This window comes from Bradyrhizobium sp. WYCCWR 12699 (assembly GCF_032144035.1).
GTDB lineage: Bacteria > Pseudomonadota > Alphaproteobacteria > Rhizobiales > Xanthobacteraceae > Bradyrhizobium.
The window spans coordinates 1-21,378 of record NZ_JAVTJN010000009.1 but is presented as its reverse complement, the minus strand read 5'-3'; the positions used below and the strand labels follow the sequence as shown (position 1 = coordinate 21,378).

At 57.7% G+C, this 21,378-nt stretch carries 16 protein-coding genes and 4 pseudogenes; 9 read left to right on the top strand and 11 right to left on the bottom strand.

What is annotated here, in order from left to right; all coding sequences use genetic code 11:
- Positions 1–42 precede the first annotated feature (42 nt).
- Positions 43–864 (bottom strand): enoyl-CoA hydratase/isomerase family protein, encoded by an 822-nt coding sequence (locus tag RPS27_RS08330; RefSeq protein WP_128929836.1) that lies wholly within the window; start codon positions 862–864, stop codon positions 43–45.
- Positions 865–1,064: 200 nt separating this feature from the next.
- Between RPS27_RS08330 and RPS27_RS08325 the strand changes: the two genes are divergently transcribed.
- The 5 genes from RPS27_RS08325 (at position 1,065) to RPS27_RS08305 (ending at position 8,077) form a co-directional block, all read left to right on the top strand.
- Complete coding sequence (locus RPS27_RS08325; protein WP_128955112.1) at positions 1,065–2,603, top strand: AMP-binding protein; 1,539 nt, start codon at positions 1,065–1,067, stop codon at positions 2,601–2,603.
- A 33-nt stretch (positions 2,604–2,636) separates the two neighbouring features.
- Positions 2,637–4,025: an amidase gene (locus RPS27_RS08320; RefSeq protein WP_128955113.1), complete on the top strand. Its 1,389-nt coding sequence runs from the start codon at positions 2,637–2,639 to the stop codon at positions 4,023–4,025.
- Between the two features lie 299 nt (positions 4,026–4,324).
- Positions 4,325–4,999 (top strand): GntR family transcriptional regulator, encoded by a 675-nt coding sequence (locus RPS27_RS08315; RefSeq protein ID WP_128929839.1) that lies wholly within the window; start codon positions 4,325–4,327, stop codon positions 4,997–4,999.
- An 877-nt stretch (positions 5,000–5,876) separates the two neighbouring features.
- Entirely contained in the window at positions 5,877–6,494 is a 618-nt protein-coding gene (locus tag RPS27_RS08310; RefSeq protein ID WP_128929840.1) for an isochorismatase family cysteine hydrolase, read from the top strand.
- A 269-nt stretch (positions 6,495–6,763) separates the two neighbouring features.
- The gene (locus RPS27_RS08305) at positions 6,764–8,077 is read left to right on the top strand and encodes a CapA family protein (RefSeq protein WP_164934300.1); all 1,314 of its coding nucleotides are present in this window, start codon (positions 6,764–6,766) and stop codon (positions 8,075–8,077) included.
- A gap of 172 nt (positions 8,078–8,249) precedes the next feature.
- Here the strand turns inward: RPS27_RS08305 and RPS27_RS08300 are convergent.
- The 5 genes and pseudogenes from RPS27_RS08300 to RPS27_RS08280 form a co-directional block, all read right to left on the bottom strand.
- A protein-coding gene (locus RPS27_RS08300; protein ID WP_128929842.1) for an IS3 family transposase occupies positions 8,250–9,352 on the bottom strand; the annotation gives its coding sequence in 2 pieces (ribosomal slippage) (positions 8,250–9,091 and positions 9,091–9,352; 1,104 coding nt in all).
- A 246-nt stretch (positions 9,353–9,598) separates the two neighbouring features.
- Positions 9,599–9,790, bottom strand: a pseudogene (locus RPS27_RS08295) (transposase domain-containing protein); the annotation flags it as partial.
- A gap of 42 nt (positions 9,791–9,832) precedes the next feature.
- Positions 9,833–10,483, bottom strand: a complete 651-nt coding sequence (locus tag RPS27_RS08290; protein WP_237867281.1) for a UPF0149 family protein — start codon at positions 10,481–10,483, stop codon at positions 9,833–9,835.
- Entirely contained in the window at positions 10,480–11,025 is a 546-nt protein-coding gene (locus RPS27_RS08285; RefSeq protein WP_128955114.1) for a transposase, read from the bottom strand. Before RPS27_RS08285 ends, RPS27_RS08290 begins: the two co-directional genes overlap by 4 nt.
- Before the next feature lie 2 nt (positions 11,026–11,027).
- A complete protein-coding gene (locus RPS27_RS08280; protein WP_128955115.1) occupies positions 11,028–11,528 on the bottom strand; it encodes a transposase in 501 nt (166 codons plus the stop codon).
- 633 nt (positions 11,529–12,161) lie between these two features.
- Here RPS27_RS08280 and RPS27_RS08275 point away from each other — a divergent pair.
- The 4 genes from RPS27_RS08275 to RPS27_RS08260 are packed head-to-tail and all read left to right on the top strand — an operon-like array spanning position 12,162 to position 17,411.
- On the top strand, positions 12,162–13,778 hold the full coding sequence (locus RPS27_RS08275) for an ABC transporter substrate-binding protein (RefSeq protein WP_164934301.1): 1,617 nt from the start codon (positions 12,162–12,164) through the stop codon (positions 13,776–13,778).
- The gene (locus RPS27_RS08270; protein WP_128955116.1) at positions 13,775–14,752 is read left to right on the top strand and encodes an ABC transporter permease; all 978 of its coding nucleotides are present in this window, start codon (positions 13,775–13,777) and stop codon (positions 14,750–14,752) included. The genes RPS27_RS08275 and RPS27_RS08270 overlap by 4 nt, the downstream gene beginning before the upstream one ends.
- On the top strand, positions 14,749–15,669 hold the full coding sequence (locus RPS27_RS08265; protein ID WP_128929847.1) for an ABC transporter permease: 921 nt from the start codon (positions 14,749–14,751) through the stop codon (positions 15,667–15,669). The genes RPS27_RS08270 and RPS27_RS08265 overlap by 4 nt, the downstream gene beginning before the upstream one ends.
- Complete coding sequence (locus tag RPS27_RS08260) at positions 15,669–17,411, top strand: dipeptide ABC transporter ATP-binding protein (RefSeq protein ID WP_128929848.1); 1,743 nt, start codon at positions 15,669–15,671, stop codon at positions 17,409–17,411. Before RPS27_RS08265 ends, RPS27_RS08260 begins: the two co-directional genes overlap by 1 nt.
- Positions 17,412–17,421: 10 nt before the next feature.
- On the opposite strand, the pseudogene RPS27_RS08255 reads toward RPS27_RS08260, so the two are convergent.
- From RPS27_RS08255 to istA, 5 genes and pseudogenes are all read right to left on the bottom strand, one after another.
- Positions 17,422–17,550, bottom strand: a pseudogene (locus RPS27_RS08255) (IS3 family transposase); the annotation flags it as partial.
- Between the two features lie 159 nt (positions 17,551–17,709).
- A pseudogene (locus tag RPS27_RS08250) lies at positions 17,710–17,961 on the bottom strand (transposase); the annotation flags it as partial.
- 112 nt (positions 17,962–18,073) lie between these two features.
- A pseudogene (locus tag RPS27_RS08245) lies at positions 18,074–18,757 on the bottom strand (transposase); the annotation flags it as partial.
- A gap of 222 nt (positions 18,758–18,979) precedes the next feature.
- A complete protein-coding gene (gene istB, locus RPS27_RS08240) occupies positions 18,980–19,792 on the bottom strand; it encodes an IS21-like element helper ATPase IstB (protein ID WP_128929849.1) in 813 nt (270 codons plus the stop codon).
- Positions 19,789–21,258: an IS21 family transposase gene (gene istA / locus RPS27_RS08235; RefSeq protein WP_128929850.1), complete on the bottom strand. Its 1,470-nt coding sequence runs from the start codon at positions 21,256–21,258 to the stop codon at positions 19,789–19,791. Before istA ends, istB begins: the two co-directional genes overlap by 4 nt.
- Positions 21,259–21,378 lie beyond the last annotated feature (120 nt).

Genomic DNA, 21,378 nt, shown 5'->3' with positions numbered 1-21,378 from the left:
AGGCTTAGGCAGTTTATTTTTGCTGTGCGAAGAGCCTTGGCCTCACACGTCTGCAAATGAAGGAGGCCGGCGCTCACACCACGCTTTTAGGCCCTCTCGGGCATCAGGTGATGTTAGGCTTTCGAAAAACTTCGCATTGATCTCGACCGGGTCAGCAGTGCCTCGACGAATTGAATTGAGCGACGTCTTCAGGCCCCGGAGAGAAGCCGGCGAACGCTGGGCGAGCATCCCGGCAAAATGCTCTAATCGCGCTTCAAGCGCATCCGAAGTACACACCTCGGTAAGATAACCCATCTGTAACAACGTGATGCTGTCAACTTGCTCGCCTGTTAGAAAAAGGCGTTTCGTTTGCGACAGGCCAAGCCGCTCCACGTAACGTCGTAAACCAGAATAGTAGTACTGAATACCGAGGCGAGAAGGAGACATTTGCAAGAGACATCCCCGCGTTCCGATACGAAAATCACATGCAAGCGCGAGGTCAGTAGCGCCTCCGTAAATGTTTCCATTCAGGCCGCATATAGTAGGAAAGGGGCATTCTTCGACAAGATCGCACATCGCGGCGAACAGGGCTGTACATGCCGCCGCACGATCACTCGACAATGTATCCAGGTCAAATCCTGAACTAAAACTTGGACCTTGAGCCGTTATCATTAGTACTCGCACGCTCGACTGCCGAGCCAAAGTCGCGACGATTTCAGAGAAAGTCTCGATGTCTGTTGGCTCGAACCGATTGTGCTGCCGAGACCGGTTCAATTGAATTCTCGCGATCCCTTTTGACACATGCAAGGTCGGCAAGTTCCCGAGCTCAGATGCTTCTTCATTCCTTTGTTTCCCTGCTGCGACCTCACTTCCAAATTTATTCATTCGATTCCCTCGACTGGCGAAACCTGCGCTGCAGGGACGGGTAGGTGAGGCGCGGTTGTCAACGATGAAGCACAGAAGCTTCGGCCCTATGCCCTCAGCCCCTCCGTATTCTTTTTACGTTGACAGATATTTTTTTTACATTCAATAGAATATCTCGGAAACTGGCCCTGCCGGCAGCGCGGCGAGGAGAGGCGTAAGTCATGTCCAACCGCAATTTCTATGTCCTGGTTGAGGGGAGGGCCGAGGCAAACCCGACAGACGTGCTCCTAGAGCTTGAGAGCGGCGAAACGCTATCCGCTCAGTGGCTGCACAAGCTCTGTGGTAGCTATGCCAGCGTCTTCCGGCGGCTCGGATGTGCGGTCGGTGATCGCGTGGCCGTCCAGGTCGAGAAGTCCGCACATGCTTTCGCGCTCTATCTTGCCTGCCTCCGTGCTGGGCTCTGCTATTTGCCCATCAACACAGCTTATCGCTCAGCTGAGTTGGCCTACCTTCTAAAGGACGCGCAGCCTTCCTTCCTTCTCAGAGGACCAAATACGGAAGCTCTTCCCGACATGACGGTGCCTCGGTCAACCAAGGTCTTAACGTTTGGCATCCGGGGTGAAGGAACATTCGCATCACTTGTCAAAGCAGGAGAGACCTCGTTTAGCACCGTCGAACTCAATGGTGCGGCTCCCGCAGCTCTCCTCTACACCTCAGGCACAACCGGCCGGCCCAAGGGTGCTCTGATCAGCCATGCTGCGCTCTCGTACACCGCTCAAACGCTGAGTCGATTGTGGGGCTTCTCGTCTTCGGATGTTCTGCTACATGCGCTGCCGATCTTCCACAGCCATGGTCTATTCATCTCATTCAACGTCGCGCTGGCAGGCGGAGCGCGAATTCTCCTGCAAAATAAATTCGATGTAAGTCCAGTGCTCGACGCAATTCCTCGCTCAACCGTTTTTATGGGAGTGCCAACTTACTATCATCGTCTATTGACCTGCCCTTCGCTGGCCAGCTCTCTTTGCCGAAACATGCGACTGTTCATATCCGGTTCGGCACCACTATCGGCTCCGATGCATCGCGATTTTGAAACTCGGACAGGGCACCGTATCCTGGAGCGTTATGGTTTGACCGAGGCAATGATTCTCTGCTCGAACCCCCTGGAAGGTGATCGTCGACCAGGTTCGGTAGGGCTACCGATTCCCGGTGTTGATTTGCGTATTGCAGGCGAGCGAGATGAAGCTCTGCCTGTCGGACAAGTAGGTATCATTCAAGCGCGAGGACCGGGGCTTTTCTCCGGTTACTGGAACAATGCTGAGCAAACCAAAGCCGAGCTCACAGCAGACGGGTTCTTCCGTACCGGCGACATGGGTCTCGTCGACGAGAAGGGATACGTCTCGATTACAGGCCGCGCCAAGGATCTCATCATCAGCGGCGGATACAACGTCTATCCCGCAGAAGTTGAGGCTGTAATCGATGAACTGACTTCCGTTAAGGAGTCAGCCGTTGTCGGAGCAACTCACGCGGATTTCGGAGAGTGCGTCGTTGCCTTCGTAATTGCTAGCGATAAGAGCGACCCACCGAGCGAAAGCGAGGTGATTCAGCAGGTCAAGCGAAACATGGCAAGTTACAAAACCCCCAAGAAGGTCATCGTAGTCGATGATTTTCCACGGAATGCTATGGGAAAAGTCTTGAAGAAGGAGCTCCGGACGACACTAGCGGACTTTCCCACGCTTGGCTCGGATAACGCCAATAGATAATCGGCCTCCCTAGGCTAACTGGAGATTGCACACTTGTGCGCATACCATCCCGCTGAATTTCAAGCGCTGACATTTCATGATGCGGTACCCGCCTTCAGAGAAGGACGAGATAGCCCGCGCAAATACCTTGAGCGCTGTCTCGAAACGATCGACGCTCGCGAGCCCACCGTGCGAGCTTGGGTCGAAATGAACGTGCGAGAGGCGAGGTCCGTGGCTGATCGATCCACAGCGCGTTACCTCGCGGGACGAGAGCTTTCGACCATCGATGGCATGCCGGTCGGGATCAAAGACCTCTTTATGACAAAGGATATGCCCACGCGTATGGGATCTCCCTTGTTCAGAGACAATCACACTCATCAAGATACGGCTTGCGTCCAGGCATTGAGAGCCGCGGGCGCCATCGTGCTCGGTAAGACAGTGACGACGGAACTCGGCATGTCCTACCCTGGACCGACTACCAACCCGTTCAGCCATCGCCATACCCCCGGCGGATCGTCGAGCGGATCGGCAGCGGCCGTCGGCGCGCGGATGATACCTGCGGCAATCGGAACGCAAGTGGCTGGCTCGGTGATTCGACCAGCGAGCTTTTGCGCGAACTATGCGATCAAGCCGACAATGGGCGCCATCCATCGTGGGGAGCGTCTGGCACTTAGCCAAAGCCACGTGGGGATCCATGCTGGCGACCTTCGTGACATGTGGCATGTGTCGATTGAAGTCGCAAAGAGATCAGGCGGCGATCCCGGCTATCCCGGCCTTTACGGTGAGACAACTCTTCATCCGGCAACCCGGCCACTACGAGTGATTGTGATGGAGGCCCAAGGTGCGGCAGAATTGGACGACGATTCCAGAGACGCATTTGAACGGTTCCTCACTCAGCTTCGCCACGCCGGCGTCCACACCATCGACAGAACCAACCACTCGCTGGTCGACTCGTTCGAACGTGCCATCGACGAAAGTCTTGAAATTACTCGTGACGTTTGTGCCTACGAGATGCGCTGGTCACTGGAGAACCTTGTAGAAAGGTTTGGCGGAGGGCTGAGTGACAGCTTGACCTCTCGTCTGGAACTCGCGAGAAAGATGAGCATAGATGACTATCGTCAACTACTCGCCCAGCGCGATAAGGCAAGAGCAGCCCACGCCGCAATTGCTCATATCGCCGACGCTATCGTTGCTCCGTCCTCCGTTGGACCAGCTCCAAAATTAGACAATCAAGGACTTGACTCGGGCATCTCACATACAACAGGCCTGCCGAGTTACAATGCTGTTACCTCCGTCTTAGGGGCGCCAACTATCACGCTTCCGCTTCTTGCGGTGAGGGGAATGCCTCTCGGAATTCAGGTTATTGGCCAGCAGCATACCGATCAGCACCTTGTAGGTTTAGGGCGTTGGATCAGCGAGACTATTCCGGCGCGATCGGTCTAATCTCTGCTGGCTCATTCTGAGTTCGACCGGCATGGGCCCTTGGCGAGGTAAATTCGGCAGCATCTGATCTCGGGCCCGTATGTTCGTCGATCGTCTCACCATAGGTAGGGGAAGTAGCGCCTAGGTTGAGCGCCGGGCCGGCAAATCGCGTGCTCCTTCGAGTATTGTTGGGCTAAAGGTTCGAGCCTTTGAGCTACCGGTTGACGAACCGGTCCGCCTCTCGTCGCGATACAATTGCGAAACTTTTCGCTATCTACTCGCGGATCGTGGTATGAACTCCCATACCCGCGGGCAGGACCGTGCTCAAATTCAACCGAACTAGCGAAATCGCCAACTGGATCAAGACCGAAATTGATTCCGGTGCTTTGCAGCCAGGATCCAAGCTTGATGAAAAGCAACTCTCCGACAGGTTTAACGTTTCGAAGACCCCTGTCCGGGAAGCCCTGATACAGCTGGCATCGCGTGGCTTGGTAGATCTGAAGCAGCGGAGGGGTGCGACCGTCTCGGTTCTGAGTGCGGAGCAAATTGTCGCTATGTTCGAAGTTATGACGGAGCTTGAGGGAATGTCTGCAAGGCTGGCCGCGGCGCGAATGCCGACGGACCTACAGGCGCGCCTCCGCGACATACACTCTCGCAGCGAAAGCGCGCTTCACAATGCGCAGCTGTACGATGCAATTAATAAAGAGCTCCATGAAACTATCTACGAGGGTGCGCAAAACTCATATTTGGAACAGTCGATAAAAGAGACCCGCGCTCGCCTGCGTCTCTATCGTCGGTACCCATTCCAAAAACCAGGTCGCATTCAACAGTCCTATCAAGATCATTGCTCAATTGTGGCAGCGATCACCCGAGGAGATGCCATGGCGGCTGCTCAGGCTATGCACGATCATCTCACGACTGGCGGACGCGTTTTCGCAGATCTCGTGGCGGAAGCCGCTCGTTTTGCGAATACACCTGATAAGGCGGCGGGATAACCCCGCCCAATTGCCTCCACCTACTCGGCAACTCTTCTCGTCTTCTAACCCGCGTGGCGCGATATGGCGCGAGCAGCAATGTGGAGCACGAACTATCACCGGTCACATAAAACCTACTGATCAACTCAACCGACGAATTGATGATTTTCTCGCTTGCCGATGACACATCGATCGGATCGTATTACATCATCTGCTTCACCTTCCAGGCGCCATCCCTCGCAAATCCCACAAGGGCTGCAGGAATTCTTCAAGTCGGCAAGAAAATGCGACGCAAATCTCTGTACGATACTAGTATCCTAAGCGCATGGAATATATCGGAGACGACCTCGCGGGGACCGACAAATGACGCTCCAATCGAACAGTCACAACAGCCCGCAAGCGATTGGCGCTACTCCAGTACACGAGCATCTCTACCATTTCCATCGCCGCGATTTTCGTGCCGGGCGGCTCTTCTTGTTGGCCCGTAGGAAGCGGGCACGCACAGAGACGGGCCAACCGCCGATGTTGCTCGCCGTAGCGCCGGCGACACAAAGGCGGCAATCACCGCGGCTGAGCGCTCATTTCCGGTCCGCCGAATTCTTGCCTGCAAAAGCGCAGCAATTCTGAGGTCGTGGGCCGGACTAATGCGGAAGAGCTGGCGCTTCTGGTCGCGAGCGAACAGGGCCAGTTATGGATGAACCCGCGATAAGAAAACACTCTTGTGAACGAGCAACAGGCAGCCCGCTCTTGATCAAGGCTTTCCAACGAAACTTGGCTCATAGGCCGACCGAAGGTCGGTCTCAAGAAGCGCGAGTCGCCGTCACATGATAGGCCCAGGCCCGATGGAACGATCCTTGCTAGATTGATCGGAAGGGTAGATCAAACCCAGGAGCGATACATGAAGAATTATGACGGCCCCATTGACCCTCAAAAAACAGCATTGCTAGTTGTCGACCTGCAGAACCACGAGATTTCTGAGGAAGAACAGCGCAAATATCCGGAGTACGTGGACCGCGTGAAACATCAGATCGTGCCGAACGTCCAGCGGCTACTGCAAGCCGCGAGGTCGTGCGGCGTGGAAGTGATGTACACGGTAATCGAAAGCCTCACCAAGGATGGGCGCGATCGTTCGCTTTGCCACCGTAAGCTAGTCATCCCAAAGGGGTCATGGGGAGCTCAGGTAATTCCCGAGATAGCGCCTGGCGAAGACGACATCGTCTTACCAAAGACAGCTTCTGGGGTATTCAGTTCGACCATCCTGGAGCGGGTTCTTCGTAACATGGGCATTGAGGAGGTAATTGTTGTTGGCGTTTTAACGGATCAATGCATCGATATGGCGCTGCGCGACGGTGTAGATCGCAGCTTCCATATGATTTGCGTCACCGACTGCTGCGCCGCCTATACTGAAGAGAGACACAATTACTCTCTTCGTATGCAATATGGCGCTGTCCGGAAAGTGACGACGGAGGAGATTGTATCGGAACTCTCAGGCAAGTTATTCGCCCGAAACAGCTGAGATTTCCCTTCTTGAGATTCCCTCAGTAAGCCGAGCGGTTTGTTTTCTGTCTCTTTTCCGCTGAGCAAGAGATGCAAAACGAGATCCTAACGTCTTACCCCTGAGAGGGAATCTCGAAGAGCTGCGTTGAAGCGTATGACACGCGCGTCAACGTTAACACCTGTGGCGCTTGTGCATTGCGGAGACTTCGGATGCGAAAGAGCCTGGTTTGCGTGCTGCGCAGACTATAAACCGTAGATCAAAAGCCATGCGACGAGGAGATGCAAGCCGTGCCGCGTAAACTTCCCAACACGCCTGTTGATGTCTGGCGCACAACTCCGGAAACGTTGGACCTGGCGGAAAACGCCAAGCGATTTGGCTGGTGGGATTTTCCGCTCGAAAGCGCTGCAACAGATTCGGCAGAAATGGATGGAATTGACCGCGCGTACTGGTTCTATAAAAGCGCGCGCCCAATTACGAGAACATCACGGGATGTTTCTGATGCGTTGTTCTTGAACGACAAGTCTATTGTGGAATTACCGACTGCATTTCGAAAGCAGCAGACTGCGACTCTGAGTGCACTGGGGGATCTGATCCAGGCGCGCGGGCTAGAACACTCTAAGGATCTTTTGTTCGAGAGCATCGAAGCCGCTGTCTTCAATGCCGATATCTCTTTCGCGAATTATGAATCTGTGGTGGCAGACGATCATGTCGTGAGCGAGGCTATAGGCGACGGCCGCTCTTCGATGATGTGTTGCTCATCGGCCCAATATTCCGCATTAACAGAACACCAGGGTAGACGTTTCACGATTCTTAACCTCGCGAACAATCACTCATTGGACTTGGGCGTTCAGGGTCTTCGAACCACTCAAGAGCTCTGCAGAGCGAATGGGATCATTGAAATCGGCGCCCCTCGATGCGCCGAGGAGTACGGCCGGGGCACGGTTTTCACGAAGAGGGGCATCAGGTTCGGGTTCGTGTCGGTCACATTCGGTCTCAATGGGCGACCCCTACCCGACGGTGAACATTATTGTGTGCACGCGTCACCGCTCATGTCCAAACGTGTCGTGGCCGATCTTGAGCTACTCAAATCGCAAATAAGGAGCTGTAAACATCAGAATGCCGATGTCATCATCGCCTCAATCCATTGGGGCTTCGAATTCGAGTTTTTTCCAAGACGAAAGCAAATTGAGCTCGCTCATGCGCTTGTGGAGGAAGGCGCCGACATAATTTTGGGCCATCATCCTCACGTAGTTCAGCCGATCGAGTACTACCGCACTACACGTGATCCCAACCGAGTTGCGGTCATCGCTTACTCCTTGGGTAGCCTAACTTGGGACTGGTATACGGCTCCACATTTAATTTTGAGCTTGATGCTGAACTTTCAGTTCGCAAAAGGTGATACAAGTGCAGGAAGCCGTACTTACATCGAAAGTGTCACCGCTACTCCTTTGTTTAGAAATATCTTCTACAGGGGCGATAACAAAGTGATGCGCATTGAACAACTTAGAGACCACCTGGATGCGAAAAATGCCGACTTCGGTCACTTAGAACAAATGCAACAATACGTAGACTTGATTTCGGGCCGCGGAGCCCCGGTTTGACGAGCTCGCGACAGCCTCTCATCCAAATGCTCTCCGCCATCAGGTGCGACCGTGAATGTGTAAGCGGAGTGACCTGCCACTGAATGTTCATCCAGCGGCAGTTAGAGTCTCGGAGTTTTGTGCAGCGAGACCGAACTTTGGACCACCCGGAACTAGAGTTTTGCGCCTCTGATCACGTTGGCGGGCTGGTGTCGCCGACGTGATTTTGCAGCAAAATCGGCGGCCGATTGCCGATCGCCCCGTGGGGCCGTTCTTCGTTATAGTATCTTCGCCAAGTCTCCACCTTTTGCCGGGCATCCGCAAGGGACAGGAACCAATGGGTGTTGAGGCATTCGGCCCGGAAGCGGCCGTTGAAGGCTTCGATGAAGGCGTTGTCGGTCGGCTTGCCGGGTCGTGAGAAGTCCAGCGTGACGCCGCGCTGGTAGGCCCAGAGGTCAAGATCGCGCGACACGAACTCGCTGCCTTGATCGACCCGGATCGTCGCCGGGAGTCCCACTTCATTGCAAACCCTTTCCAGTACCTCCACGACATCGGTGCCGCGGAAGGTGAGCCGCGGCTCCAGTGCGGGCGAGAAGCGGGAGAAGATATCGACGATCGTGAGCACCCGGAGATTGCCGCCGGTGGCCAGCTGGTCATGAACGAAGTCCATCGCCCAGATCTCGTTGACCCGCGTCGCGGGCCGTCGGTCGTCGCGCAACTTGGCCTTGACCCGGCGCTTGGGCGATTTGTTGCGCAATTGCAGGCCCAATTCGCGATAGATGCGACGGGTCTTGTTCTGGCCGTGACGCCATCCCTCGCGGCGCAACAGCACATGGACGCGGCGATAGCCGTAGCGGATGCGAACATGGCAGATCTCCTTGATCCGAGCTTCGAGGGCCGCCTGGCCGGAGCGACGAGATTTGTAGTGATAGGTCGATCGATCGAACTCGAGGGCCTTACAAGCCTTGCGGATCGAGACCTGCCACTCCCCGCAAACCTCATCGACGAGCTTGCGCTTCCGACCAGGCTTCACAGCTTTCGGCGGATCACGTCCTGCAGCATCTCCTTGTCGAGCGATAGGTCCGCCACCAGCTTCTTCAGCTTGGCGTTCTCGTCCTCGAGCTGCTTCAACCGGCGCATCTCGGTCGGCAGCAGTCCGTCGTACTTTTTCTTCCAGTTGAAATAGGTCGCCTGGCTGATCCCGGATTTGCGGCAGATCTCCGCAACCGGGACCCCGTCGTTGCCCTGCTTCAGGATAAACGCCTTCTGGGCGTCCGAAAACTTCGAGGCCTTCATCGTCGTCCGCTCCTCCCAGCCGAGGGGATTCGGCAGCGCAAGACTCTAGCCAAAATTGGTCCAGTTTGCCGGCCTCAGGTCAGCGGTAGCTGAAGCGCCGCCGCTCGTTGGCGAAATCGCGCAATCGGCCACGCAGAATTGCGTCCGGCGGGCGGCTGGAGCGATAGCGGATCATCTGTAAGCGCGATTTTCTCCGCACGCCGGCGGTTTTGATGGACTGCCTTGAATCGGGCGATGCGGGGCCGTTCAGGCGGTGGCGGCTTTGTGGAAGTTGAAGGGCAGCAGGTCTGCAATATCGGCGTCGCCGGCGCGCTGAGGCGATTCGGTGAGGACGTGGCGCAACCACGCTAACGGCACGACACGTGAGGCGCGGCAGGTCAGCATCAGGCTATAGACGACGGCGCTGGCCTCGGCTCCGTCCACGGTATCACTGAACAACCGTAAGCGGTACGAGCAGACCACGGACCTGGCGTGGACGGCCTACGCGCGCCGCTGGAAGCGCATAGGCATCCAGAACTGCCGCAGGGCCTCAACGGCTATTGGAATGTCGCGCCAGGCGTTTTGAGCGACGGGCAGCGTTGCCAGCGTATGGCGGGCCGGGGGTAGCAAGGGTCGACCGGCGTCATCGATGCAATGGACCAGGATCGGCCGCAGCATAAGGTGTTCGGTTCCGTTCGGGGAGAGAAGCCGCGACCAGACGAGAAGCCGAAGCTTCATGACGGCGTGGAAGCCCATGCACCAGGGCTGCGGGTCGACGTCGCCGTCCGGCGATCGCAGGAACAGCGGCTCGAAGCTCTCCGGTCTCGTCGACAGCGTCTCGCTGATCGCGTTGTGGCGCATCAGCGTGGCAGCGATCGCCGAGAACTCCTCGGTGTCGTGATTGAAGGCGTCGGGATCTACGCCAAGGAGCGGGCACACCCATTCCTCGGAGGCCATCGAGACCGGCCCGGCGACGACAGCGGCCACTGCGCCGTCGAGCATGGAGAGCGACGTCGCCCGCGGATGCCGAAGCGTCGGCGACCTGGCGCGCTCGCTCATCCATTGCCCGAGCCGCTCGAATGACATGGCATAGTTCGCCATCGTCGTCTTGCGTGCTTTTCGCGTTCCCCGCCGTTGCTTCGGCTTCGTCATGCCACGGCTCGCTTTTCGGCTTCGCGTGCGGCCTTCCAGTTCCAGGCCAGAAGTTCGTGCAGCTGGTTGGCCTTCGCGGCGCCGCTCACCATGCGCTCGAGAACGTCGACGAGATAGGCCTCGGGGTCGAGGCCATTCAATTTGGCCGTGTTAAGAAGCGAAGAAAGTATCGACCAAGTCTCGCCTCCGCCTTCGTCACCACTGAACAACGAGTTCTTTTTTCCGATCGCAATCGGCCTGATTGATCGTTCGACCGTGTTGGTGTCCGCCTCGAGCCGCCCGTCGTCCAGGAATGCCGTCAGGCCCTGCCAGCGTTCGAGCATATAATCGATCGCCTTGATGAGCGTCGAGCGGCGGGAGATCCCGTCCTTCACCGCGATCAGTCGAGCCTTCAACGCCTCCATGAGCGGCTTCGTCTCGGCCTGTCGCGCCGCGCGGCGTTCCCCGGCGCCGAGACCGCGGATCCTCTCCTCGATCGCGTAGACGGCTGCGATGCGCTCGATGACCTCCGCGGCGAAGGGTGAGTTCGTCGTCTTGTGCACCCTCACGAAGTTGCGGCGCGCGTGAACGAGACAATACGCCAGCTGGATCTGCCCGGCACCTTCGCATCGCCCACCAGCGAGGCGTAGGCGGCATAGCCGTCGACTTGCAGCACGCCTTCGAAGCCGGCCAACTGCGCCACGATCTCCTTCTTGCCGCGACCGTCTGCGAACACGTAGGCGACCGCCGGCGGCGCCGGACCCTTCCACGCCCGATCGTCCGTCGCATGCGCCCAGAACTGGCAGATCCTCGTGCGGCCGCGTACCGGGTCGAGCACCGGCATCGGCGTCTCATCGCAGAACAACCGCTCAAAGCCGTGCATGGTCTTCAGTTGCAGGTCGTAGAGGCCCCTGACCAGCCACGCCGCGCTGCCCATCCAGCGCGCCAGCGTCTGACGATCGACGACAACACCTTGGCCCGCCAGGATCTGCGTCTGGCGGTAGAGCGTCGATTGCCAGGCATATTTGGCCGCGGCGATATGCGCGATCAGCGCCGTCGTCGCCATGCCGCCCTCGACGAGCCGCGCTGGTGCCGAGGCCTGGACGATCGGGCCCTCACAGGCGCGGCAGGCATATTTGGGAGGGATCGTGCGGAGTACACGCAACCACCCGGGAAACCGAACCGCAGAGTCGGAGATCGCCCCTTCATCCGGTAGGTGGCCGCTGAACAGCGCCTACGATTCACGTGACTAGTGCGCCAAACAGCTTGCTAAGACGTTCCCGTTCAGAAGCGGAAGCCGGCCGCGGACGGTATCCCCAAAGGGCCGGCCATCAGACACTCGCTTGCTCAAAGCTCGATCCCAAACCGGAAACTCACGCCAGACGTAAACCGGCTGTCGGCACATGATGAGATAATGTGATAAAAGGCCCGCAGTTCAGTGGGATCGGACGTTCCTAACCCAACGGTCACAGGACCTATAACGAGACCTAGACCAGGAGCAGGGAATATTCAGCCGACTGTCGCAATCCTGCGCAATCGCTGGGAATACGCGTAATTGCTGCAGAGGACGCCCTGAATTCGCAGCCCACGGCAGCCCTCGGCCGGCAAACTGCAGCAAAAAACGGCCGAAGCCTGTCCGATGTGATAGCCCACATCTAGCGGCGCAGTTTACCCTGCGATCAAGAGAGGAATGTCCCAAATGCCGAAATCCACTGCGCGCTGTTTCATTCACAGACCAGCCCGTCTCAAGCGGCGTTTTGCCGCCATAGCAAGCGTGGCGGCACTACTAATGACCGTCTCACCCGGGGGCGCGGAAACGCTGAAATGGGCTCGGAGCTTGGACGTTCAGACTCTAGACCCTCACGCCTATAATGAGAACGTGACCTTTGCGTTCAATCGGCAGATGTACGAAGGCCTTGTGGAGCGCTCCGACGACGGAAAGCTCATTGGAGTACTAGCGACCGAATGGCGGATGTTGCCTGATCACCCCGACGTTTGGGAGTTCAAGCTTCGCCGGAACGTTACGTTCCACGACGGCGCACCATTTAAGGCCGACGACGCCGCATTTTCAATCCAGCGAGCTATGGCACCAACCTCGAATGTGCGGACCTATCTGGCTGCCGCCGCGGTTGAGGAAGCCATCGCGAAGGACGACTACACCGTGCAGGTCAAGACAAAGGGACCCAGCCCTCTTCTGCCCGAAAACTTGGCAAGCATCTTCATAATGAATAGAGCATGGGCCGAGAAGAACGACTCCGTTGTTCCGCAGGATTTTAAAGGCGGGAAAGAAAACTATGCTGCTCGCCATGAGAACGGCACTGGCGCCTATCGCCTTGTAAGCCGAGAATCGGATCGCCGTTCGGAGTTGGAAGCTTACGATAAATACTGGGGTATCGGCCAGTTCCCAATCGATATCGATCGGATCATCTATACCCCTATCCAGTCGGCCGCGACGCGTGTATCCGCATTGATCAGCGGAGAAGTTAATTTTCTCCAAGACGTCCCCCCCCAAGACATTTCACGGTTGGAGCAGAATGAAAGCCTTCGGGTGGTTCGCGGCCCAGAGATTCGCACGGTTTTTTTAGGCGTCAATACAAGCGCGAACACACTTGCCAGCGGGGAAGCAAAGGGAAATCCTTTCGCCGACAAGCGGGTGCGCCACGCAATGAACATGTCCATTGATCGTCTAGCGATCAAGTCGGCAATCATGCGAGGGGAGTCGGTTCCGCTCGGTACAATCATTTCGCCGATCGCCGACGGCTATACGGAAGAATTGGGTAAGTTCCCAAAGCTCAATATTGACCAAGCCAAGCAGCTTATGGCCGAGGCAGGTTACCCCAACGGATTTTCGGTCACTCTAAACTGTCCAAATGACGGCATGGTGAACGACGAGCGCATCTGTCAGGCCGTGGTGGCAATGCTCGCCAAGATCGGTGTCACCGTGCATCTCGATGTCCAACCCAGCGCAGTCGTCTGGCCTCTAGTTCTCAATAGGAAGACCGACTTTTACCTGATGACGTGGGGCTCATACGATTCTCAATTAATCTTCGATAATCTCGTCCACTCTCGGGGCGCCTGGGCTGCAGCGAATTACAAAAACCCGGAGATTGATGCCAAAATTGAATTACTCCGGTCGGAAGCCGATCCTCAAAGACGTAAAACCATAATCGCCGAAATTTGGAAGACCGTTCAGGACGAGTGTTTCTATCTACCGATTCACGCGCAGGTGTTGGCGCGTGCAACGCAGAAGAAGATTCACGTTACGCCAAACGTTGGTAATCAGATCTCCGTGAAAACCATCAAGGTGGACAAGTGACAGGTTTCTTTCTGCGCAGATTGCTGTCCGTGTTGCCGGTGATGCTGATGACGGCGTTTCTGTCGTTCGCCGCCTTTCATTTTATCGGCGATCCGCTCCAGAATATGGTCGGACCGGAGGCGACCGCGCAGGACCGCGCGCGGCTAGCGGCGGAACTCGGGTTCGACCGCCCCTTTTACATCCAGTTCTTTCGTTTTATCAGTTCGGCACTCCATGGGGACTTCGGCATTTCCACTCGCGTTGGAAGGCCGGTGTTGGATTTGATCCTGGAGCGGCTGCCTGCGACTCTGGAACTAGCTATATTATCGTTTATATTTGCAATGATAGCGGGAGTCGCCCTTGGCGTCGTGACAGCATTGCGGCCGCGCTCCATATTATCGGGCTTCAGCTTGACGGTCTCGCTGATCGCAGTATCCCTGCCTAACTTCTTAATCGGCATCGGCCTCATCTACGTGTTCGCGGTCAAACTTGGCTGGTTGCCGTCCTTCGGACGGGGCGACACGGTGAAGATCGGCTGGTGGACCACCGGGTTACTGACTAAGACCGGCTGGCAGGCTATCATCCTTCCCGCGATTTCACTGGCCACCTATCAACTCACGCTGATCTTGCGTTTAGTCCGCACTGAAATGCTTGAGGTCATGCATTCCGATCATATCCGGTTCGCACGCGCGCGAGGGCTGCCAGACCGGCTCATCTATTTTTCTTACGCTTTGAAGAACACGATGATTCCGGTCGTCACGGTTGCAGGTTTGCAGTTGGGATCCATCATCGCATTCGCCGTCGTTACTGAGACAGTATTCCAATGGCCAGGCGTTGGGCTGCTCTTTATTAATTCCATTAGATTTTCCGACGTCCCAATCATGGCCGCATACCTTCTCATCGTGTCGATCATTTTCGTTACCATCAACATGGTCGTGGATTGCGTCTACTACCTTCTAGATCCTCGCCTGCGGACGGGAGGAGTAGTCAGATGACCATTCACAAGCTTTCCGCATTGTTTAACTCTGATATCGGGCACTCTTACATCCGTTCCCCCAGAGCAGTTCTGTCTACGCTCGCACTGCTAACTCTCATTGTCGCGGCCCTGGGAGCTCCTTTATGGGCACCACAGAACACTCTCGACGCCAGCACGTTCGATCTGCTTTCGTCAAATACACCGGCCTGGAGCATCAATGAGTTCACGAACCGCTTCTACGCTTTCGGCACAGACGATCAGGGACGTGACGTGCTTTCAGCGACCCTTTATGGAACACGGGTTTCACTCCTAGTGGGCCTTGCCTCTGTTTTGGTTTCAATGTCGATCGGCGTCAGCTTAGGCCTGATATCCGGTTATTTCGGGGGACACATTGACGCAGCGATCATGCGTATCGCAGACATCCAGTTGTCCATCCCCGCCATTTTTATTGCGCTCCTTATTTCCGGCTTAACGCGGTCGCTACTGCCACCGAGCGCGCGCGAAGCCCTTGCTGTCTACATGGTAATATTGGCGATTGGAATTTCCGGATGGGTCACATATGCCCGCACGGTGCGCGGCGCCGTGATGGGGGAGAAACAGCGAGAGTATGTGCAGGCAGCCCTAATGATAGGCCTTCCGACGGGCACAGTGCTGGTACGGCACATATTGCCAAACGTGCGTCGACCGATCCTCGTGATCGCGACAATCTCACTTGCGCTTTCAATTATTACCGAAGCCACGCTGTCCTACTTGGGCGCAGGTCTGCCCCCCACCCAACCATCTCTTGGAACATTGATCCGCAGTGGGCAAGACTTTCTTTTTGCTGGGCAGTGGTGGATCCTGCTGTTTCCTGCCGCCACCCTTCTTACACTCGCGCTGGCCATTAACGTCTTGGGCGACTGGTTCCGGGATGTAATCAACCCAAGGGGCATCTGATGACAACAACTGCCCAGCCTTGCGTTCTTTCCATTCGGGGACTTAGCGTCGACTTTCCTAGCCGGCATGGCGCCTTGCAAGCCGTATGCAACGTCAGCCTAGACATCGCGCCAGGCGAAATACTCGGCATCGTCGGCGAATCGGGCGCGGGCAAATCGACCGTTGGAGCTGCCATCACGGGCTTACTACAGGCTCCCGGCCATATTAGTGCGGGCGAAGTTCGGCTTTCCGGAGATATCATCGATGCGCGCGACGTTAAGGCGATGCGGGCGTTACGCGGCAAACGCGTCTCGACTATTTTCCAAGATCCACTGACCAGCTTAAATCCACTTTTCACAATTGAGAGACAACTGGTCGACACGATCCGAACTCATCTCGCCTTATCACGCAGCGACGCAAGGATCGAGGCGGTGCGTCAGTTGGAGGCGGTAGGGATTCCAGAGCCAGCCCGGCGCGTGAAGAACTGGCCACATGAATTCTCGGGTGGCATGCGACAGCGCGCAGTTATCGCGCTTGCTCTCTGCTCACAACCCGAACTCATTGTCGCGGACGAACCAACAACTGCGCTCGACGTGACCGTTCAGGCACAGATCTTGAAGCTAATCAAGAACTTGGCTCGTGAACGTCAAGTGGGTGTGATGCTCATCACCCACAACATGGGCGTGATTTCCCAGGTCACTGATCGCGTCGCGGTGATGAGGGCAGGCGAAATCGTCGAACTAAACGACACTGCGGCTGTTCTTGGAAATCCATGCCACGAGTACAGCCAAGCATTGATTTCGGTTGTGCCGCGCGGCGACATTAAGCTGCATCGCTTTCCCGTGTCTGGCGCCGCTCGAAATATCGATGCGGCCATGCAGTGGCTGCTGGAAAGAGACATGCCGCAAAGTTCAAGCCAGCCGGAGGCACTTGTAGAACTCCGGGGTGTGGAGCGCGTATATGGGGCGACAGGCATGTTCGGTGGTTCCGCTCGGCGAGCCTTTAAGGCCCTGCACGATGTGAACCTGAGTATCCGCCCCGGAGAAGTCATGGGCCTTGTTGGCGAATCCGGCTCTGGAAAAAGCACGATCGCAAGAGTCGTTGCTGGGCTTGCCCGCCCGAGCAGCGGCCAACTGATTTATGGCGGAAAAGATGTTTATGCAGCCAGCCTTGAAGATCGTCAAGATATTCGGCGTCAAACTCAAATGGTGTTTCAAGACCCGTACTCGTCTCTGAATCCACAGATGCGCGTGGGCGAGATTATCATGGAGCCAATGATTCACTTTGGACTAGTAAAGGATAAGCGAGAGGCCGAACCGATAATGTTAGAGCTGCTGAAGGCCGTTGGTCTGGAGCCCACCGTCGCCCGCCGTTATCCGCACGCCTTCTCAGGCGGTCAGCGACAACGTATTTCAATCGCACGAACCTTGGCAAGTCGCCCGCGGTTCCTCATCTGCGATGAACCTACCTCGGCACTCGATGTCTCGATCCAGGCGCAGATCCTAAATCTTCTGAAAGACCTTCAAGAGAATCTATCGCTGACGATGTTATTTATCAGTCACGATCTCCCTGTCGTGCGTCAGATTTGCGACAGAGTTACAGTACTACAGAATGGGCAAATTTGCGAAAGCAGCGAGACGGAACAGTTGTTCAAAGCGCCGAAGCACTCTTACACAGCATCGCTCTTGTCCATGATACCGAAGATGCAGACCCCAGAGTGGATCGTCAAGCCGTCTGAGATCCCATCACAGTCCATCTGCTAGCCCCGGACGCGTCCGCCCGGGTTGTCAGATATCTGATGGTCATGCGGCAGCAGCCGATGGCTTTATACGCCCGCCGTACGCTCATCCCGTGGGCAACCATGAGATACGCGACAGCTTTCCGCTTGCCCGCGGGCAAAAAGCGGGCTTCGTGCCCGAACCATTTATCGCGAACGGCGTGCGCGGATCTCGTCATGGCCTGGCTGCAACAGCAGTCCACTCGCGAGAGGCCGGATACATTTATGCAATTGGAAGCGTCATTTTTGCTGTTACGAACCCTTGCACGGACCGGGGCGGACCATACATTCTTTCCCACGAGATCCTTGGGCGCCGCATTGTCCAGCACGGCATCAGCCACCAACCGCTTCAGCCGTGTGTTCTCGTCCTCCAGCGTCTTCAGCCGCTTGGCCTCCGACACTCCAGTGGCCTTCCATTTGTAGATGCTGGGGTCGCTGACGCCGCGCTTGCGGCACAGATCGGCAACCGAAACCCCGGCCTCATGCTCCTTCAAAATCCCGATGATCTGCTCTGCCGAAAAGCGGCTACGCTTCATGCTCTGGTCCTTGTTTGGGCCAGCGCGAACTTCAATCTGGATTAAGCCTGTGGGGCAAGGTCATTCACGTCCTTGAGGGTTATCCTGATCCGGACGGCGGTCGTGTTCAGGCTCATGCTGCCAGCCTCGGATCGTGCGCATGCATCCTGTAGGTCGATGCCCAGGGAGGCAGTTTGTCCAGTCGCGCCGCAGGCCAGCCATTGATGAGTTTTGCGAGCACGCCGGAGAGCCAGGGCTAGGCGCTGACGACATTGAGCCTACACGTTTCAATGAGCGAGGCCAGCAATGCCCAATTATCGGCACCCTCGTCGCACCCAGCGAACAGGGCATTCTTGGCATCGAGTTTGATTGGCCGCATCGCACGCTCGACCGCATTCGTGTCCATCTCGATGCGCCCGTCATCAAGGTAGAGCGTCAGGCCGTCCCAATGGCGCAGCGAATAGCGCAGAGCCTTCGCCGTGTCGCTCTTCCCCGCAAGATGATCAAGAGTTGCCTCAAACCACTGCTTCAAGGCTGCTGCCAGAGGTCTGGCATGAGCTTGTCGACCCGCGCAGCGCTCGGCAGCAGAGTGGCCCCGAAGTGCCTTCTCGACCGCGTTGAGCTGGGCGATGCGCTTAAGGGCCTCGCGGCAAACTGGAGCTGGCGCCGGAGCAGCCTCACGCGCGATCTTCACAAACTAGCGCCGTAGATGCGATCAGCAGAAGGCGAGCGGCCCAGACAGGGCGCCCGCACGCGTCTCCCGGGTCATGGTCTTGTAGGCCTGATAGCCTTCGCAATAGATGATACCGCGATAGCCCCAATCAGCGATGGCTTTGGGTGTCGCGTGCGAGGTCGGCCGTCCCGGACCGCGTTTTCCGTCGAGCGCGGTGCGCCTGCGATAGCTCTCGACTGTAGCGCGGCGATCTGGGAGAGAGGTGCGCGACAATCTGGATGAGAATCTGGTGTCGCGGCGGATGTGATGATCCGCGGGTTTGATTGACGCGCGCAAGTGCTTTGTCAGGTTGATTGTCGCGGCGCGTCAATCAGGGGCGATATTGGCGGGTGTGGCGTATGACGCTGGGCGTCCAGGTCCCTTTTTGCGCTCAGCGGCCTCGCGGCGTCGGTAGCTTTCGACATTCATCTCGAAGATGGTGGCGTGATGAACGAGCCGGTCGACCGCGGCGAGCGTCATAGCGGGGTCCGGGAAGATCTTCCCCCACTCGCCAAAGGGTTGGTTGGCTGTGATCAGCATGGAGCGCCGTTCGTAACGGGCGCTGATCAGCTCGAAGAGCACACTGGTCTCGGCCTGGTCCTTGGTGACGTATGCGAGATCATCGAGGATGAGCAGGTCGAACTTGTCGAGCTTGGCCAGCACGCTCTCGAGGACGAGGTCGCGGCGGGCCTGCTGCAGCTTCTGGACGAGATCTGTGGTGCGGGTGAACAGCACCCTGTAGCCGTTCTCGATGAGGGCGAGACCGATCGCCGAGGCGAGATGGCTCTTGCCGGTGCCGGGCGGGCCGAACAGGAGCAGGTTTGCGCCTTTCTCCAACCAGGTGTCGCCGGCGACGATGGCCATGACCTGAGCTTTGGAGACCATCGGCACGGCGTCGAACTCGAAGCTCTCGAGGGTCTTTCCGGGCAGAAGGCGGCCCTCTGTGAGGTGCCGCTCGATGCGGCGGCGATCGCGCTCGGCCAGTTCGTGCTCGGCGAGCACAGTGAGGAAGCGCGCGGCGGGCCAGCCCTCCTTGTCGGCCTGCTCGGCGAACTGTGGCCAGATCACCTTGCTGGCGGGCAGTCGCAGCTCGTTAAGGAGCAGGCTGAGCTTGGCGGGGTCAATCGAGGCGCTCTTCATGCTGCGTCTCCCAGGCTGGCGCCGATGAGCGCTTCGTAGGCCTGAAGCGGCGCCAGGCGGACGACTACGTTGGGTAGGCGCGCGGGATCGGGCGCGAAGCGGGCACGCAGCGCGGCCATGTCGGGGAGCCGGTGATTGTCGAGGCAGATGGACAGCTCCTCGGCCAGTTCGCTCTCGCAGCCGCGCTCGTGGGCGAGGCCAAGAAGCTCGACCATGATGCGGCAGGCCTGGCGCTCGGGCAGACGCTCGACGAGGAGATCGAAAGTCCGCCGGTAGGCCTCGCGCGGGAAGAGCCGATCGCGATAGACCAGATTGAGCAATGCCATCGGCTTCCTTCTGAGCGAATGGATGACGTGCCGGTAGTTGACGACCTGGTCATGCTTGCCGGACGGGGAAGCACGCCCGCGCGGCAGCGTCATGAGATGCGTGCCGCCGATGAAGACATCGAGCCGATCGTCGTAGAGGCGCACGCGCAAGCGATGGCCGATCAGGCGCGAGGGCACCGTATAGAAGACCTTGCGCAGCGTGAAGCCGCCTGAGGAAGTGACGCGCACGCTGAGTTCCTCATAGTCGGTGGTGCGCCGCTCAGGTAGCTCCCGAAGCTGGGCGCGCTCGGCATCGATGCGCTTGGCGTTGCGGGCATTGCGGCGGCCGACGATCTCGTCGACGAAGCGGCGATAGGAGGCGAGATCATCGAAGTCGACGGTGCCACGCAGCAACAGTGCATCCTCGATCGCCCGCTTGAGATGGCCGTGCGGCCCCTCGATCGAGCCGTTCTCGTGGGCGATGCCGGCATTGTTGCGTGACGGTGTCATGCCGTAATGGCTGCACAGCTCGTTATAGCGGCGGGTCAGGTCCTCGCGCGCGTCCTTGTCCAGGTTGCGGAAGGCGGCGGACAGGCTGTCCGAGCGGTGCTCGCGCGGCACCCCACCGAGGGACCAGAGTGCGTTCTGTAGGCCTTCCGCCAGCGCCACGAAGCTCTCGCCGCCGAGCACGACATGGGCGTGCTCGAAGCCGGAATAGGCGAGCCGGAAATGATAGAGTCGGTGGTCGAGCGGCTGACCGGCGATGGTGATGCCGAACGAGGCCACCTCGGTGAAGTCCGACAGACCGAGCCTGCCGGGTTCGTGCGCCTGGCGGAAGATGACCTCCTGCTCCTCACCGTGGATGGCACGCCAGCCTCGGATGCGCCGCTCCAGCGTCCGGCGCACGCCCTCGCCCAACTCGGAATGGCGCAGCATCATCTCCTCGAAAATGGCCACGGGCCGGATGCCGGGCGCTGCCCGCAGCAGCGGCACGACTTCAGAGTCGAAAATGTCGGCGATTGGATCGGGACGCCGTCGTGCGCGCGGCTCCTTCTTCTGCGAAGGTAGTACTGGATCCTTCTCGATGCGGTAGGCCGTTGCCACGCTGATCGACGCCTTCGCCGCGGCGACAGGCGTCGGATGGGTCTTCCTGAGCTTCATGTAGAGCCTTCTGTGGTTGCCGCCCGCAATGCAAGAAGTTTCTGACCCTTTGGCGTGTGATCGAGTGCGGTCTTCTGTCAGGCCTTCCTTTACGGCATTTTCAGAAGCCGCTGGCCGGTA